At 37.5% G+C, this 16,192-nt stretch carries 13 protein-coding genes and 1 pseudogene; 12 read left to right on the forward strand and 2 right to left on the reverse strand.

The window, feature by feature from the left end:
* Nucleotides 1-7: 7 nt before the first annotated feature.
* Together aceB and aceA are read left to right on the forward strand one after the other, a co-directional pair.
* Nucleotides 8-1,597, forward strand: coding sequence for a malate synthase A (gene aceB, locus RBB48_RS09705; protein WP_088608387.1), 1,590 nt, complete (start codon nt 8-10; stop codon nt 1,595-1,597).
* Nucleotides 1,598-1,618: 21 nt separating this feature from the next.
* A complete protein-coding gene (gene aceA / locus RBB48_RS09710) occupies nt 1,619-2,896 on the forward strand; it encodes an isocitrate lyase (protein ID WP_262720560.1) in 1,278 nt (425 codons plus the stop codon).
* A 91-nt stretch (nt 2,897-2,987) separates the two neighbouring features.
* Here aceA and RBB48_RS09715 read toward each other — a convergent pair whose 3' ends face one another.
* Nucleotides 2,988-3,779 carry a phosphotransferase gene (locus tag RBB48_RS09715; protein WP_306007593.1) on the reverse strand — a complete coding sequence of 264 codons (792 nt, stop codon included), beginning with the start codon at nt 3,777-3,779 and terminating at the stop codon, nt 2,988-2,990.
* A gap of 373 nt (nt 3,780-4,152) precedes the next feature.
* On the opposite strand from RBB48_RS09715, the gene cspA reads away from it, so the two are divergent.
* A complete protein-coding gene (cspA, locus tag RBB48_RS09720) occupies nt 4,153-4,356 on the forward strand; it encodes an RNA chaperone/antiterminator CspA (protein ID WP_000301521.1) in 204 nt (67 codons plus the stop codon).
* Nucleotides 4,357-4,432: 76 nt separating this feature from the next.
* On the forward strand, nt 4,433-4,675 hold the full coding sequence (locus RBB48_RS09725; RefSeq protein WP_142334589.1) for a hypothetical protein: 243 nt from the start codon (nt 4,433-4,435) through the stop codon (nt 4,673-4,675).
* Between the two features lie 25 nt (nt 4,676-4,700).
* Here the strand turns inward: RBB48_RS09725 and RBB48_RS09730 are convergent, their stop codons facing one another.
* Entirely contained in the window at nt 4,701-4,886 is a 186-nt protein-coding gene (locus RBB48_RS09730) for a hypothetical protein (protein ID WP_098649070.1), read from the reverse strand.
* Between the two features lie 284 nt (nt 4,887-5,170).
* Between RBB48_RS09730 and RBB48_RS09735 the strand changes: the two genes are divergently transcribed.
* The 8 genes and pseudogenes from RBB48_RS09735 to addA all read left to right on the forward strand — a co-directional run bounded on the left by RBB48_RS09735 (nt 5,171) and on the right by addA (nt 16,182).
* Complete coding sequence (locus RBB48_RS09735) at nt 5,171-5,752, forward strand: competence protein ComK (protein WP_088062435.1); 582 nt, start codon at nt 5,171-5,173, stop codon at nt 5,750-5,752.
* 308 nt (nt 5,753-6,060) lie between these two features.
* Nucleotides 6,061-6,654, forward strand: coding sequence for a TVP38/TMEM64 family protein (locus RBB48_RS09740; RefSeq protein WP_000347516.1), 594 nt, complete (start codon nt 6,061-6,063; stop codon nt 6,652-6,654).
* 56 nt (nt 6,655-6,710) lie between these two features.
* Nucleotides 6,711-7,274 carry a signal peptidase I gene (gene lepB, locus RBB48_RS09745; RefSeq protein ID WP_048567025.1) on the forward strand — a complete coding sequence of 188 codons (564 nt, stop codon included), beginning with the start codon at nt 6,711-6,713 and terminating at the stop codon, nt 7,272-7,274.
* A gap of 124 nt (nt 7,275-7,398) precedes the next feature.
* A pseudogene (locus tag RBB48_RS09750) lies at nt 7,399-7,767 on the forward strand (WXG100 family type VII secretion target); the annotation flags it as partial.
* 18 nt (nt 7,768-7,785) lie between these two features.
* Nucleotides 7,786-8,490: a hypothetical protein gene (locus RBB48_RS09755; protein ID WP_306007594.1), complete on the forward strand. Its 705-nt coding sequence runs from the start codon at nt 7,786-7,788 to the stop codon at nt 8,488-8,490.
* A 1-nt stretch (nt 8,491) separates the two neighbouring features.
* Nucleotides 8,492-8,758, forward strand: a complete 267-nt coding sequence (locus RBB48_RS09760) for a DUF4176 domain-containing protein (protein ID WP_097890481.1) — start codon at nt 8,492-8,494, stop codon at nt 8,756-8,758.
* 186 nt (nt 8,759-8,944) lie between these two features.
* Nucleotides 8,945-12,460 carry a helicase-exonuclease AddAB subunit AddB gene (gene addB, locus RBB48_RS09765; RefSeq protein WP_097906732.1) on the forward strand — a complete coding sequence of 1,172 codons (3,516 nt, stop codon included), beginning with the start codon at nt 8,945-8,947 and terminating at the stop codon, nt 12,458-12,460.
* Nucleotides 12,457-16,182: a helicase-exonuclease AddAB subunit AddA gene (gene addA, locus RBB48_RS09770; RefSeq protein WP_306007595.1), complete on the forward strand. Its 3,726-nt coding sequence runs from the start codon at nt 12,457-12,459 to the stop codon at nt 16,180-16,182. The genes addB and addA overlap by 4 nt, the downstream gene beginning before the upstream one ends.
* Nucleotides 16,183-16,192 lie beyond the last annotated feature (10 nt).

Here is a 16,192-nt window from a genome sequence, read left to right on the forward strand (position 1 = left end):
TGCTAATATGTCGACGCAAACTTCACGGGTTACATTACCCGGAGAAATGTTACCAGCGTACAACGAAATATTGACACCTGAGGCGCTTAGTTTTTTAAAGGAACTACATGAAAATTTTAATAAGCGCCGCATAGAACTTTTACAAAAGCGTGCGGAGAAACAAAAGAGAATTGATGCAGGAGAGTTTCCGAAGTTTTTAGAAGAAACAAAGCGCATACGTGAAGCGGATTGGACAATTGCTCAATTGCCAAAAGATTTAGAGGATCGCCGCGTAGAGATTACTGGACCAGTGGATAGAAAGATGGTTATTAACGCTTTAAATTCAGGAGCGCATCTTTTTATGGCAGATTTCGAAGATTCGAATTCACCAACTTGGGAAAATGCGATTGAAGGTCAAATAAACTTACGAGATGCAGTGCAGGGAACGATTTCACATAAAAATGAAAACGGAAAAGAATATCGTTTAAATAGTAAAACAGCAGTATTAATTGTGCGTCCAAGAGGATGGCATTTAGAAGAAAAACATATGCAAGTTGATGGGAAGAATATGTCTGGTAGCTTAGTAGATTTCGGACTTTATTTTTTCCATAATGCAAAGGCTCTTTTAGCAAAAGGAAGCGGTCCATACTTTTACTTACCGAAAATGGAAAGCCATTTAGAAGCAAGGTTATGGAATGATGTTTTCGTATTTGCTCAAAAATATATTGGTATTCCAAACGGAACGATCAAAGCGACGGTGTTACTGGAAACGATTCACGCTTCGTTTGAAATGGATGAAATTTTGTATGAGCTTAAAGATCATTCTGCTGGGTTAAATTGCGGAAGATGGGATTATATTTTCAGCTTTCTAAAGAGCTTTCGTAAACATAATAAATTTTTACTTCCAGATAGAGCGCAAGTCACGATGACGGCGCCATTTATGCGCGCGTATTCTTTGAAAGTCATTCAAACGTGTCACCGTCGTAATGCACCAGCTATTGGAGGAATGGCGGCACAAATTCCGATTAAAAACAATCCAGAAGCGAATGAAGCGGCTTTTGAAAAAGTGCGTGCAGATAAGGAGCGCGAAGCTTTAGACGGTCATGATGGGACTTGGGTTGCCCACCCGGGACTTGTACCAGTCGCGATGGAAGTATTTAATCACATTATGAAAACACCGAATCAAATTTTTAGAAAACGTGAAGAAATACATGTTACAGAAAAGGATTTATTAGAAGTACCAGTGGGAACGATTACAGAAAATGGGCTTCGCCTAAATATTAGCGTAGGTATTCAATATATTGCATCTTGGTTAAGCGGACGGGGAGCAGCACCCATTTATAACTTAATGGAAGATGCGGCAACAGCGGAAATTTCTAGGGCACAAGTATGGCAATGGATTCGCCATGAAGGTGGAAAGCTAAATGACGGTCGTAATATTACGCTTGAATTGATGGAAGAGCTAAAAGAAGAAGAACTAGCAAAAATAGAAAGAGAGATTGGTAAAGAAGCCTTTAAAAAAGGGAGATTCCAAGAGGCGACAACGTTGTTTACAACTCTCGTTCGGAATGATGAATTCGTACCATTTTTAACATTACCGGGTTATGAAATTTTATAAAGTGAAAAGGGGATGGAACAAATGAGAAACGAAAGAATTGAGAAATTACAAGAGAGCTGGGAACTAGATAAGCGCTGGAAAGGGATTACACGTCCATATTCGGCAGAAGATGTAATTCGCTTGCGCGGGTCAATTGATATTGAACATACATTAGCGCGCCGCGGTGCTGAAAAGCTTTGGTCATCGCTTCATACGGAAGATTATATTAACGCACTTGGCGCATTAACAGGAAACCAAGCAATGCAACAAGTGAAAGCTGGGCTAAAAGCAATTTATTTAAGTGGATGGCAAGTTGCTGCGGATGCGAACCTTTCTGGACATATGTATCCAGACCAAAGTTTATATCCAGCGAACAGCGTACCTGCTGTAGTAAAACGAATTAATCAAACACTTCAACGTGCGGATCAAATTCAGCATATGGAAGGAAGCGGTGATACAGATTATTTCGTACCGATTGTAGCAGATGCAGAAGCTGGATTTGGCGGACAATTAAACGTATTTGAACTGATGAAAGGTATGATTGAAGCAGGTGCATCAGGTGTGCACTTTGAAGATCAATTATCTTCAGAGAAAAAATGTGGCCATTTAGGCGGAAAAGTATTACTACCAACGCAAACAGCGGTGCGTAATTTAATCTCGGCACGCCTTGCAGCAGACGTAATGGGAGTGCCGACAATTATTGTTGCAAGAACAGATGCGGATGCAGCAGATTTAATTACGAGCGATATCGATCCGGTTGATAAAGCATTTATTACAGGTGAAAGAACTCCAGAAGGATTTTACCGTACGAAAGCAGGTCTTGATCAAGCAATTGCACGTGGTTTAGCATACGCTCCTTATGCAGATCTCGTTTGGTGCGAAACATCTGAACCAAATTTAGAAGATGCAAAACGATTTGCGGATGCAATTCATAAAGAGCATCCAGGGAAATTGCTTGCATATAACTGTTCACCTTCATTTAACTGGAAACAAAAATTAGATGAAAAAACAATTGCAAGCTTCCAAAAAGAAATCGCATCTTACGGTTATAAGTTCCAGTTCGTAACACTAGCGGGATTCCACTCATTAAACTACGGCATGTTTGAATTAGCACGTGGCTATAAAGAGCGCGGCATGGCAGCATACTCTGAACTACAACAAGCAGAATTCGCAGCAGAAAAACACGGCTACTCTGCAACTCGTCACCAACGCGAAGTAGGAACAGGTTACTTTGATGAAGTAGCTCAAGTTATTACAGGCGGTACTTCATCAACGACAGCGCTAAAAGGATCTACAGAAGAAGCACAGTTTACGAAATAAAAGGAAGGGGCACCTTTTTGAAGGGTGCTCCTTGTTATTTTCGGAACGATTTTTCACATATATCGATTTACCGACAAAAAAGACGATAGTATCAAATCCACTCAGCTCTATGATCGCGAATAAACCTCATATCTTTCTCATAATGCTCTAAATGTCCTTCATCAATCATTTTTTGGAAATTCAAGTCGCCTTCTTGTGCTTTTCTTTTCATATATGTACATAATGCTTCTAATCGTAGTAACACTATTCCTAAGTAATCTTCGTCCATATGTTTACCGTAGGACTGGACAAACAATTTCACTCTTTCTTTCATACGGCTAGCATGTTGTGCCGATTCATAATGAACTGCCTCACCCGATTCTGTATAATACACTCTACTTAAAGGTACACAAGTATAAAGCGTATAAGCGATATCCCAAATTCTCGGACCAGGAGCAGCAACATCGAAATCAATAATACCTACTGGTTTCTCGTCATGAAAAATAATGTTATATATAGCAAAATCGTTATGGCAAATAACCTCAATGTCATTTGGAGTAAGATCCATCGGTTGCCATTCATCTGATAAGGGAAAGTCACTTACCGCATCATGATAAAGGCGGAGCATCTTTGCTATTTCCTTTAAAACATCATTAGATCGCATATATTCTTTTAAAGGATAATTCCCAGCGTCTCCTTCAATAAAGGATAAAATCTCTCTATCTTTTTCATCTACACCTAAAAACTTTGGAGCATGATGAAATCCTTTGTTTTCTAAGTGCTGTAATAATGTATGAATTTTTGCACTGCCTGGCTTTAATTCTCGCCGAACAGTATTTTCAGAACGATACACATTTGATACATTTCCCCCTGTAAGCTTTTCTTCGTTGGTGTAGTTTGACATATAATCCCCTCCAATATAACGACTGTACGATTATATTGTAACACTTCAGAACAAGGGATGTAATCGTATTCAAATGATGTATGTGTTCACTTTATAGTGAAATCCGCACATACTAAAATCAATTATTTACGAATGTACAATCAATTTAATTTGTCAGTTATTTTCAAAAAAGATTGTACATTTCATTTTAAGTATGCTATGATGAAGTCAGTTGAATAGTTAAATTAAGCAATCCATATATTATCAAGTGCCGAAAAACGAACGAGAAAAAGTATGTGAGAACTAGTTTATGTTTCGTGTTTGATAATGTGTGGATTCTTTTTTTATACAGGAAGACTAAAATAAATTGTGTTTTCTTTAGGAGGAAATAATTATGGCAGTAACAGGACAAGTAAAATGGTTTAACAACGAAAAAGGATTCGGTTTCATCGAAGTTCCAGGCGAAAACGATGTATTCGTACATTTCTCTGCAATCGAAACTGAAGGTTTCAAATCTCTAGAAGAAGGTCAAAAAGTTAGCTTCGAAATCGAAGATGGTAACCGTGGACCTCAAGCTAAAAACGTAATCAAACTATAATTTTATAGTTCATTATGGAAAAGGATGGCTGCTGCCATCCTTTTTTTGTTGTAATATACGAGCATAATGATTATATTTGGGGGAAAAGTATACAAATGAAGTCATACTCGATGTTCGTAGAGATAACGAAGAAGACTTAAACAATACGATTGAAGAGATAAAAGCGTATGCGAAAACTTATGAACATAATAAAGTGGCGTTAATTGATTTGAAGAAATCTCATTCTCCTGTTTTGGATGAAGATCGATATATAGTTCTATTACAAATTGAAAGAGATACAGGGAATCTTGGAAGAAAATATGAATATGAAGAAGAGTAAAAGGCTTTCCAAAATGGAAGGCCTTTTACTCTTCTTTTCCCATCTTTTTCTTTTCGCGTTTCTTACATTCAGAGCATTTCGATTTACAAAAAGGTTTTGCAAAGAATAGTAGAATGAAAAATAAGCCGAATATAATGCTGGATGAGTTTTTCACGATTACAATGCTGCTATTTTTCATTTGAATCGTTGGTTGCATTTCTTTTTCTTCCATAGTGGACCTCCATTTATTGGATTTTCCTTTTAATTATAGCAAAGTTAATTGTCGTAATGATGCGAAATGAGGAAGCGGTTGTAAATATTTATAGGTAGTATAAATACATTTTATATAGGCTTTTTATTATAAAATCACTATATTGTTAATTTTAAATTTAAAAGATGTTTGATAAATGATAAAGTATTGTAAAAAAGCGTAATCTGTAAAGCATTTCCTTTTCATAGGTGCTAAAATTATATATGCAGCTGCTAATATAAATAGAAAAAAGGAGACAGTAGAATATGGAAAGTAAAGTAGAACGCTATGTCGAAAACTATGTGGTAAATAAAAATACAATGGCCTTACTTCCTGTTATTCTAAGTGAAAAGAAAATCGTTACACGAGTTGTTGAGATGGAAGATTCTTTTTTCGTATTTCAAAAGCCCCTAGATATTATAGAAAGAAGTTGCCGCAAGCATGGCTCTAGTTTCTTAGGCAGAAAAGAAGGAACGAAAGAGTTAACTCATATTACACATAAAGCACCGATTGCGATTAGTCCAGCGGATCAATTTTATTTTTTTCCTACTTATTCTTACTCTAGAAAAGAGTGCGCTTGGTTGTCTCATTTTTATATTGAAAGTAATAAAGAGTTAAAAGATGGAAATGTTATTGTTAGATTTATAAATGGATTTGCTGTGAAATTAGAAATATCAAAAAGCAGTTTTGAAAATCAACTAAATCGTACAGCGAAATTGCGTACTGAATATGAAGATCGTAGAAAAAAACAAGGGAATCCTTGTTTTAAAGAGATTGATAAAACTCAAGAATCTCGATTAAAACCAGCATACGAGAAAGTATATTTTGTGAAAGAAGAGGAAGTTTAAGAGGATGGGGAAAAATCCCCATCTTTTTTATTTGTCAGTTTTTATCGGTAAGTCGATATATTTGAGAAATCCCCGATATAATTTCACCTACTGAGGAATTTGTCAACAAAACAAAAGTGTCACTTCTAAAACCGCGAAACGTCCTGTCGAATATTGATAGATTATCATAGCGTAATAATGAAGGAATTCTAATGAAAGATATGGAAACTTAATAATTACATCTCCATATGTCGTATCTACCATTTCCTCTTTCATATAAGCAATGATACAGTAGAGGTAGTACTTAGAGTAAAGGGGTAAAGTGTAGAATGGATTTTCAGACAATCAAAGAGTATTTTTCACCAGAAAATATGGATCATATTGTTGAAAGCTATAAAGCGTTCGGACCACTTCTTGGTATTGGTTTACCGATGATAGAAGCGTTGATTCCGGCATTGCCACTCATCGTATTTGTACTGGCAAATGCTGTTGCATTTGGATTTTGGCTCGGTTTTCTTTATTCTTGGCTTGGATCAGTAATGGGTGCCTTACTTGTCTTTTTCATTATCCGCCATTTTGGACGAAGTCGTTTCTTTTCTTTTGTAAATAAACATGAGAAAGTAAGGAAGGCAATGGGATGGATTGAAAGGAAAGGATTTGCGCCGATTTTCGTCATATTTTGTTTTCCGTTTACACCGTCTGCGCTTATAAACGTTGTCGCTGGTTTATCTCGCATTAGTGTAAAACAGTTCGGGCTTGCGCTTGCGTTCGGAAAGCTTGTGATGATTTTTATTTTAACGTATATCGGTCATGATTTAATGTCATTTATTCATAATCCGGTGAAATCAGTCATTGTAGCAATTGGTATTTTTATTTTATGGTATGTCGGTAAGAAAATCGAAGTAAAGTTAGAACTACATTAAGAATAGTCTTCTTTGTAAAGGAAAGCTTCATTATTAAAGGATAAGGGGAGAAGCGGATGAAGAAAACTTTGAAAAAAGAAGGCATAGAGTGGATACGAACAATTTTAATTGGTGTATTATTAGCTGTATTTTTTCGAACGTTTTTCTTTTCGACGTACGTTGTAGAGGGGAAGTCAATGATGCCGACATTGCAAGATGGTAATATGCTCGTTGTAAATAAGGTGAGTTATCAAGTGGGGGACTTGAACAGGTTTGATGTTGTTGTGTTTCATGCGAATAAAAAAGAGGACTACGTAAAACGAATTATCGGTTTACCTGGAGATCAAATTGAATATAAGCATGATAAACTGTATATAAACGGACAATTCGTGGATGAACCTTATTTAGAAACGTATAAGAAAGAGATAAATGGACGACAACTAACAGGTGATTTTAAACTAGAAGAGTTAACGAAAGAAAAGTCGGTGCCACCTGGCTATATTTTTGTAGTGGGTGATAACCGCCTCGGGAGCTGGGATAGTAGACACTTTGGATTTGTAAAAGCTGATACAGTTGTCGGTAAAGTTGATTTACGATATTGGCCAATTCAAGAGGTGCAAACGAATTTTTCAAAAGGTTGATATAATAGATAGAAGTATAGAAAAAGGCAAACAATTATGTTTGTCTTTTTTACTTTATATTTTTTCAATCTATTGCTAATGAGAATGTTTAGCTGGTATCGTGACCAAGGATAAAAAATTTTTTATATCGTTAAAAAATAACGCATTAGGATATATAAGTACCGGTTTAGATGTCTTTAAAGATATGAAAGAAAATTTGGAAAGTAATGCAAGCAGTAGTAAAATTGTAGGAGACATTGTTGGTGATGTAGCGGTTGGAGTAGGTTCTACTGCTGCTAGTACTTGGGCGGGTGCTGCAGTCGGTACAGCAATTGGAGGACCCATTGGAACTGTGATTGGGGCTGGTGTAGGTTTTACCGCTTCTGTAGTATCTAGCATAATAACGGATGGAATTAAGTTCGATAAAGGGGACTGGAATAATGATGGTGAAAAAGACTCTATAAAAGACCGAATTAAATCTGGAATAGGCTCTGCTTTAGATGAAATCTTTTAATTTTCTATGAGGTGCATAATGGATAAATATAACTTTAAAAATATAGATGATGGCATACGAATATTACTACCATTTGATATAAGAAATATTGTCGGAGCCTTTGTATGGTTTATTATGAATTTTTTGTTATTGATTATAATTTTTGTATTTCCACCAATATATAATGTGTATTTTTACTTGGCGCTTCCATTTTTTATAGTATGTAACTTGTGGGGAATTTGGATTTTTATTAACAAACCTAAGCAGCCTCAATTACAACATTTACTATATTCTGGATTTGTTGGAACTAGCATTTCATTTTGTAGTTTTATAGGTGTTCAAAAAATAACTTACGAGTTAATAGGATTGGCATCACCTTTATTTTTTATTCTATCATTTATAGTATACTGTTTGGTTGTTTATAAATCCGGACAATTGTGGATTAAATATTTTACAGCTCGTTTAATGGGTATAAATGATCAGAAGGTGAAATTTTCAAAAGTCGGTGTTTTTTCAGGTGTAGGCTACATTGTTGGTCAAATTAGTATAGGAATTTTAAGTCAAGATTCTCTAGCGATTTTGCTAATTATCTTACTGTCATTTTTCTCGGTTATTTTCTTGTTTGCGAGTGTCCATGTGTATTTTTATTTTGATTTTAAAAAACATCTTATTACAGGGCATTCAAAAATGAAACAGGTTCAACAAAAATCTAATCTTACAAGAAAGGAAAGGAAAAGGAAATGAAATGAATTCACATCTTCTACCTATAGGCTCTATCGTAATCTTAAAAGAAGGAACCAAGAAACTCATGATTTATGGGCGTAAACAACAAGTAGAAACAGATAAAGTGAAAAAATTTGACTATATGGGATGTTTTTACCCAGAGGGCTATATTAGTCCTGATTTTACTTATTTATTTAACCATGACGATATTCAAGAAGTTATATCAAGTGGATATAAAGATGAGGAAGAAAGAGCTTTTCAACAAAAGATATTGTCTAAAGTGGAGTAAGAAATATTACATAGAAAAAGCTGCTTATATGAGCAGCTTTTTCTATGTAATTAAATACTTTAGCGGTTGTATTTTTATGTTTTGAGATGGGGTATCGTCATTATACATGTTTGTCTTTTTTCGTGTCCTATAATACAATTATAGTAGCAAACTAACGTTCGTTATGTAAGTGAAAGGTGGGGTTACATGTCACTTCGATTTGTGATTGGTAGAGCGGGAAGTGGAAAAAGTACACTTTGTTTACACGAAGTGCAAGAAGAGTTAAAGCAGCGTCCAAGAGGGGAAACAATATTATATCTTGTGCCAGAACAGATGACATTCCAAACGCAGCAGGCGTTAATTGGTAGTGAGGATGTAAGAGGTTCTATTCGGGCACAAGTTTTTAGTTTTTCACGATTAGCGTGGAAGGTACTGCAAGAAGTTGGTGGAGCGAGTCGCCTTCACATTGATGAAGCGGGCGTACATATGTTACTTCGTAAAATTGTAGAGTCTCGTAAAGATGGATTATCGGTGTTCCAAAAAGCAGCGGAGCAAAACGGTTTCTTTGAACATCTTGGTAGTATGATTGCGGAGTTTAAACGTTACAATGTGACGCCATCTAACGTATATGAAATGTGGCAACAATTAGACGCACATAGTAGCAGTGCAGAACAAAAGCTATTAGCGAATAAAGTGTATGATTTACAACTATTATATGATGATTTTGAACGTGCTTTAATCGGAAAATATTTGGATTCAGAAGACTACCTACAATTGCTAGTCGAAAAGCTTCCACATTCTGAATATGTAAATGGGGCTGAAATTTATATAGATGGATTTCATTCATTTTCACCGCAAGAACTAGAAATTGTAAGACAGCTTATGATTTGCGGTGCGAGAGTTACGATCACGTTAACGATAGATGAAAAAACGTTAGCGCAGCCAGTAAATGAACTAGATTTATTTTATGAAACGACGTTAACGTATGAAAAAATAAAGCAAGTGGCGCGTGAAGAGAAGATAGAAATTGAAAAAACGATTCCACTTATGGAACAACCGCGTTTTCATTCGCAAGCATTAGCGCATTTAGAAACGCATTACGAAGCACGTCCAAATGAAAAGTTTCACGGAGAAGCAAGTGTAACGATTAGTACAGCAGCGAATTTACGAGCTGAAGTAGAAGGTGTTGCGCGTGAAATTCGTAGACTTGTGGCGGATGAAGACTATCGTTACCGAGATATTGCAGTCCTTCTTCGTAACGGAGAAAGTTATTACGATGTGATGCGAACGCTATTTACAGATTATAATATCCCGCATTTCATCGATGAAAAACGCCCGATGTCACATCATCCGCTAGTAGAATGCATTCGTTCTGCACTCGAGATTATTAGTGGAAATTGGCGTTATGATGCAGTGTTCCGCTGCGTGAAAACAGAGCTTTTATATCCACTAGACGTAAGAAAAGAAACGATGCGCGAAGAGATGGATGAGTTTGAAAACTACTGTTTAGCCTACGGTGTACAAGGGAAGAGATGGACTTCTGAGGATCCGTGGATGTATCGCCGCTATCGTTCTCTTGACGATACGGACGAGATGATTACAGACAGTGAACGTGAAATGGAAGAGAGAATAAATCGACTGCGCGACGTTGTAAGAACGCCTGTTATTCGTATGCAAAAAAGGCTGAAGCGAGCGGGAACAGTTATGCAAATGTGCGAAGCTGTTTATTTATTTTTAGAAGAGCTAGACGTTCCGAAAAAACTAGAAGCATTACGTATTCGTGCAGAAGAGAGCGGAGATTTTTTATTTGCGACAGATCATGAGCAAGTATGGGAAGAAGTAATGAGTCTTCTTGATACGTTCGTTGAGATGCTTGGCGAAGAGAAAATGTCACTTTCTATGTTCACAGATGTTATGTCGACAGGTCTTGAGGCGCTTCAATTCGCAAACATTCCGCCATCATTAGACCAAGTGTTAATTGCTAATATTGATCGTTCAAGATTATCAAATGTGAAAGCAACATTTGTCATTGGCGTGAATGAAGGAGTTATTCCGGCAGCACCGATGGATGAAGGGATGCTTTCTGATGAGGAAAGAGATGTTCTTAGCGTTGCAGGTATCGAATTAGCACCAACGACGAGACAAACTTTATTAGAAGAACAGTTCGTTATGTACCAAATGGTAACGAGAGCAACTGAGAAATTATATATTTCATGCCCGCTTGCAGATGAGGAAGGGAAGACGTTACTTGCGTCTAGCTTTATTAAGAAAATAAAAAGAATGTTCCCTGATGTGAAAGATACATTTATTACGAATGACGTGAATGATTTATCACGTTCGGAACAAATTTCATACGTAGCAACGCCAGAAGTAACGTTGTCATATGTTATGCAGCAACTTCAAACGTGGAAGCGATATGGATTTGAAGGGAATTTAGATTTTTGGTGGGATGTATATAACTTCTACGTAACTTCAGATGAATGGAAACAAAAAAGTAGCCGCGTATTATCAAGTTTATTCTACCGAAATCGTGCGCAAAAGCTAAGTACAGTTGTAAGTAGAGATTTATATGGAGATAAAATAAAAGGAAGCGTATCTCGTATGGAACTATTTAACCGTTGCGCATATGCTCATTTCGCGCAGCACGGTTTATCGTTAAGAGAGCGTGACATTTTCAAACTGGATGCACCCGATATCGGGGAACTATTCCATGCAGCGCTGAAGAGAATTGCGGACAGGCTATTACGTGAAAACCGTACTTGGGCGGATTTATCAATAAAAGAGTGTGAGCATCTTTCTGCTGTAGTAATAGAAGAGATTGCACCGTTATTACAAAGACAAATTTTATTAAGTTCAAATCGTCATTTCTATTTAAAACAAAAACTACAACAAATCATTTTCCGTACATCAATCATTCTTCGTGAACATGCGAAGTCAAGCGGTTTCGTACCAGTTGATTTAGAAGTGCCATTCGGTATGGGCGGTACAGGATCGCTTCCGCCGATGGAATTCTCATTACCAAATGGTGTAAAGATGGAAGTAGTTGGTCGTATTGACCGTGTTGATAAGGCGGAAGATGAAAATGGGACGTTCCTACGTATTATTGATTATAAATCAAGCTCAAAAGCGTTAGACTTAACGGAAGTGTATTACGGATTAGCACTTCAAATGTTAACGTATTTAGATGTTGTTACTTCGAATGCACATACGTGGATGAAAAAGGGAGGTACTGCATCACCGGCTGGTGTACTGTACTTCCATATTCATAACCCGATCGTTGAGATGAAGGGTGACGCATCTGAAGCAGAAATTGAGAAAGAGATTTTAAAGAAATTTAAAATGAAAGGACTTGTACTAGGAGATGCTGATGTTGTTCGTTTAATGGATAACAAACTTTCGACAGGAAGCTCTGATATTATTTCTGCTGGTTTGAAAAAAGACGGCAGTTTTAGTGCGCGTTCGAGTATTGCAAGTGAACAAGAGTTTAACGTACTTCAAAAATACGTACACCATACGTTTGAAAATATTGGAAAAGACATTACAGAAGGCGTTATTGATATTGCTCCTTATAAGAAGGGGAATAAAGCGGCGTGTACGTTCTGTAACTTCAAATCTGTTTGTCAGTTCGATGAATCACTCGAAGATAACCAGTTCCGTACGCTAAAAGATATGAAAGATAGCGAAGCGATGGAGAAAATTAGAGAGGAGGTTGGCGGAGAATGATTGAAAATGAGCCTAAAAAACCAGAAGGTAGTCAGTGGACGGATGACCAGTGGAAAGCGGTTGTAGCGAACGGACGTGATATATTAGTCGCGGCAGCAGCTGGATCAGGGAAAACAGCAGTATTAGTTGAACGTATTATTAAAAAGATTATAAATGAAGAAAATCCAGTCGATGTCGACCGCCTGCTCGTTGTAACATTTACGAATGCAGCGGCGCAAGAGATGAAAAACAGAATTGGGGAAGCGTTAGAAAAGGTATTAATTGATGAGCCAGGATCGCAGCACGTAAGAAAGCAGCTTAGCTTATTAAATAAAGCTTCTATTTCAACGATCCATTCATTTTGTTTACAAGTAATTAGAGGATACTACTACATGCTTGATGTTGATCCTCGTTTCCGCATTGCGAATCAAACAGAAAACGAATTATTAAAAGAAGAAGTGTTAGATGACATATTAGAAGAAGAGTATGGAATTGAAGATAATAGTATTTTCTTTGAACTCGTTGACCGTTATACGAGTGACCGTAGTGATGATGACTTACAGCGTATGATTTTAGCGCTTCATACAGAATCAAGAGCGCATCCAAATCCGGAAAAATGGCTCGATAAATTAGTAGAAGCATACGACGTGGAAGGAAAGACAATTGAAGATTTAGTGTACGCTTCTTACTTATTAGAAGATGTGAAATTCCAGCTTGAAACAGCAGAGACACATATTCGTAAAGCGACTGAACTCGCGATGCTTCCTGACGGTCCGGCGCCCCGCGTTGAAACCCTGCAAGCAGATGCAGTTTTACTTGGAACGTTGTCATCAGCTGCTTGTGAGTCATGGACAAATGTGTATGAAGCGATGCAAAATGTATCGTGGCAAACGTTAAAGCGTATTAAGAAAAGTGATTACAACGAGGATGTTGTAAAACAAGTAGACTCTCTTCGTAATAAAGCGAAAGATGAAGTGAAGAAATTACAAGAAGAGTTATTTAGCCGCAGACCTGAAAGTTTCTTACGAGATTTTCAAGATATGCATCCTGTATTAGAAAAACTCGTACAGCTTGTAAAAGTATTTACAGAGCGTTTCCAAGCGATGAAGCGTGATAAAGGGATGGTTGATTTCACAGATTTAGAGCATTTCTGTCTACAAATTTTAAGTGAACAAAGTGAAAACGGTGAAATGAAGCCGTCAGCAGTAGCGCTTCAATATCGTAATAAATTTGCTGAAGTACTAGTCGATGAATATCAAGATACGAACTTTGTGCAGGAATCCATTATTAAATTCGTAACGAAAGATTCTGAGAGTGAAGGGAACTTGTTCATGGTAGGTGACGTGAAGCAGTCGATCTATCGTTTCCGACTAGCAGAACCAGGCCTGTTCCTAGGAAAGTATAAACGCTTTACGCAAGAAGGATTAGACGGCGGAATGAAAATCGATTTAGCGAAAAACTTCCGTAGCCGTCATGAAGTGTTAGCAGGTACGAACTTTATTTTCAAACAAATTATGGGCGAAGAAGTCGGAGAAATCGACTATGATGCTGACGCTGAATTAAAGTTAGGTGCTAGCTATCCAGAAGGTGAAGATGTAACAGCTGAACTACTATGTATTCAGCAAACAGAAGAAGAAGTGCTAGACGGTGAAGAAGGTGCGGAAGTAGAAAAAGCGCAACTTGAAGCTCGCCTTATGGCGCAGCGTATTAAAGCGATGGTTGATTCAGGTTATGAAGTGTATGATCGTAAAACGGATAGTATGCGCCCTGTACAATACCGCGACTTCGTTATTTTACTTCGCTCTATGCCATGGGCGCCGCAAATTATGGAAGAGTTAAAGCTGCAAGGAATTCCAGTATACGCTGATCTTGCGACTGGTTACTTTGAAGCGACAGAAGTAAATATTATGATGAATGTATTCCGAGTGATCGATAATCCGATGCAAGATATTCCGCTTGCCGCCGTACTTCGTTCACCAATAGTTGGACTAAATGATGAAGAACTTGCAACATTGCGTGCTCACGGAAAGAAAGGTTCGTTTTATGAAGTAATGAGCTCATTCTTAAAAGGGGCACCGCTTGAAGAAGAACAAGAATTACATGATAAATTAGAGTGGTTCTATAACTTACTGCAAGGATGGCGTGAATTCGCGCGTCAACAGTCACTTTCTGATTTAATTTGGAAAGTGTACGGTGAGACAGGTTATTACGACTTTGTTGGCGGTTTACCAGCCGGAAAGCAAAGGCAAGCAAACCTGCGTGTACTTTATGACCGTGCAAGACAATATGAAGCAACATCGTTTAGAGGATTATTCCGCTTCTTACGCTTTATTGAGCGTATTTTAGAACGCGGTGATGATATGGGAACGGCGAGAGCTTTAGGTGAACAAGAAGATGTCGTTCGTATTATGACGATTCATAAAAGTAAAGGACTTGAGTTCCCAGTCGTATTTGTAGCGGGACTAGGTCGTCGTTTTAATACACAAGACTTAATGAAACGTTTTTTACTGCATAAAGATTTCGGTTTCGGTTCACAATTTATTGATCCTCGTAAACGTATTAAATATACGACATTATCGCAACTTGCGATTAAGCGTAAAATGAAGATGGAATTAATTGCGGAAGAAATGCGCGTATTATACGTAGCGTTAACGCGTGCAAAAGAGAAGTTAATTTTAATTGGAACAGTTAAGGATGCAAATAAAGAAATGGAAAAATGGCTTGATGCAAGAGAGCATAGTGAATGGTTATTACCAGACCATATACGTGCCGGAGCGTCTTGTTATTTAGACTGGATTGCACCTTCATTATATAGACATCGTGATAGTGAAATGCTTCTTGAATTAGGACAAGGAAGCATTCCGGGTGAAATCTATGGATATGACACGAGCTGGAAAGTAGAAGTTGTTGACGGCAAAACGTTACTTGCACCGGAACCGGTTCAAGAAGAGAAACAAGAATTGTTAGAAGCACTTCGTGAGAAAAAAGCTGTTCCCCTGCAAAGTGAACGGAAAGAAGAAGTGTACGACAGATTAATGTGGAAGTACGGATATGAGGAAGCGACATCTCATCGTGCGAAACAGTCTGTTACAGAAATAAAGAGAAATTATCAATCTGAAGAAGGTAGCGATAATGCCTTTATTAAAAAACTACGTGCACCAATTAAAACACGCCCTCGTTTTATGGAGAAAAAAGGATTAACGTACGCTGAAAGAGGTACGGCAGTTCACGCTGTCATGCAGCATGTTGATTTGAAGAAGCCGATTACAGAAGAAGTGATTCGAGAGCAAATTAGTGGCATGGTTAATAAAGAATTATTAACATTCGAGCAAGCAGAGGAAATAGCGATTGAAAAAGTCATTTCATTCTTTGACAGTGACTTAGGTAAAAGGGTATTAGCGGCGAAAAGCGTTGAGCGTGAAGTGCCATTTACGATGATGCTTGCAGCAGAAGAAGCATATCAAGATTGGCAAGGGAAGAGCGGGGAATCAATTCTTGTCCAAGGGGTTATTGACTGCATGATTGAAGAGGAAGATGGTATCACGCTAATCGACTTTAAAACGGATACGATTGAAGGGAAGTTCCCAGGCGGATTCGATCAAGCGAAACCAATTTTAGAAGATCGATATAAAGTGCAGCTTTCTTTATATGCAAAGGCACTTGAAAAAAGCTTGCAACATCCTGTGAAAGAGAAATGCTTATACTTCTTTGATGGCAACCATGTTGTAAAAATTGAAGAATAGAGAGGCTTGA

It is taken from the genome of Bacillus sp. MMSF_3353, assembly GCF_030733445.1.
Lineage (GTDB): Bacteria > Bacillota > Bacilli > Bacillales > Bacillaceae_G > Bacillus_A > Bacillus_A wiedmannii.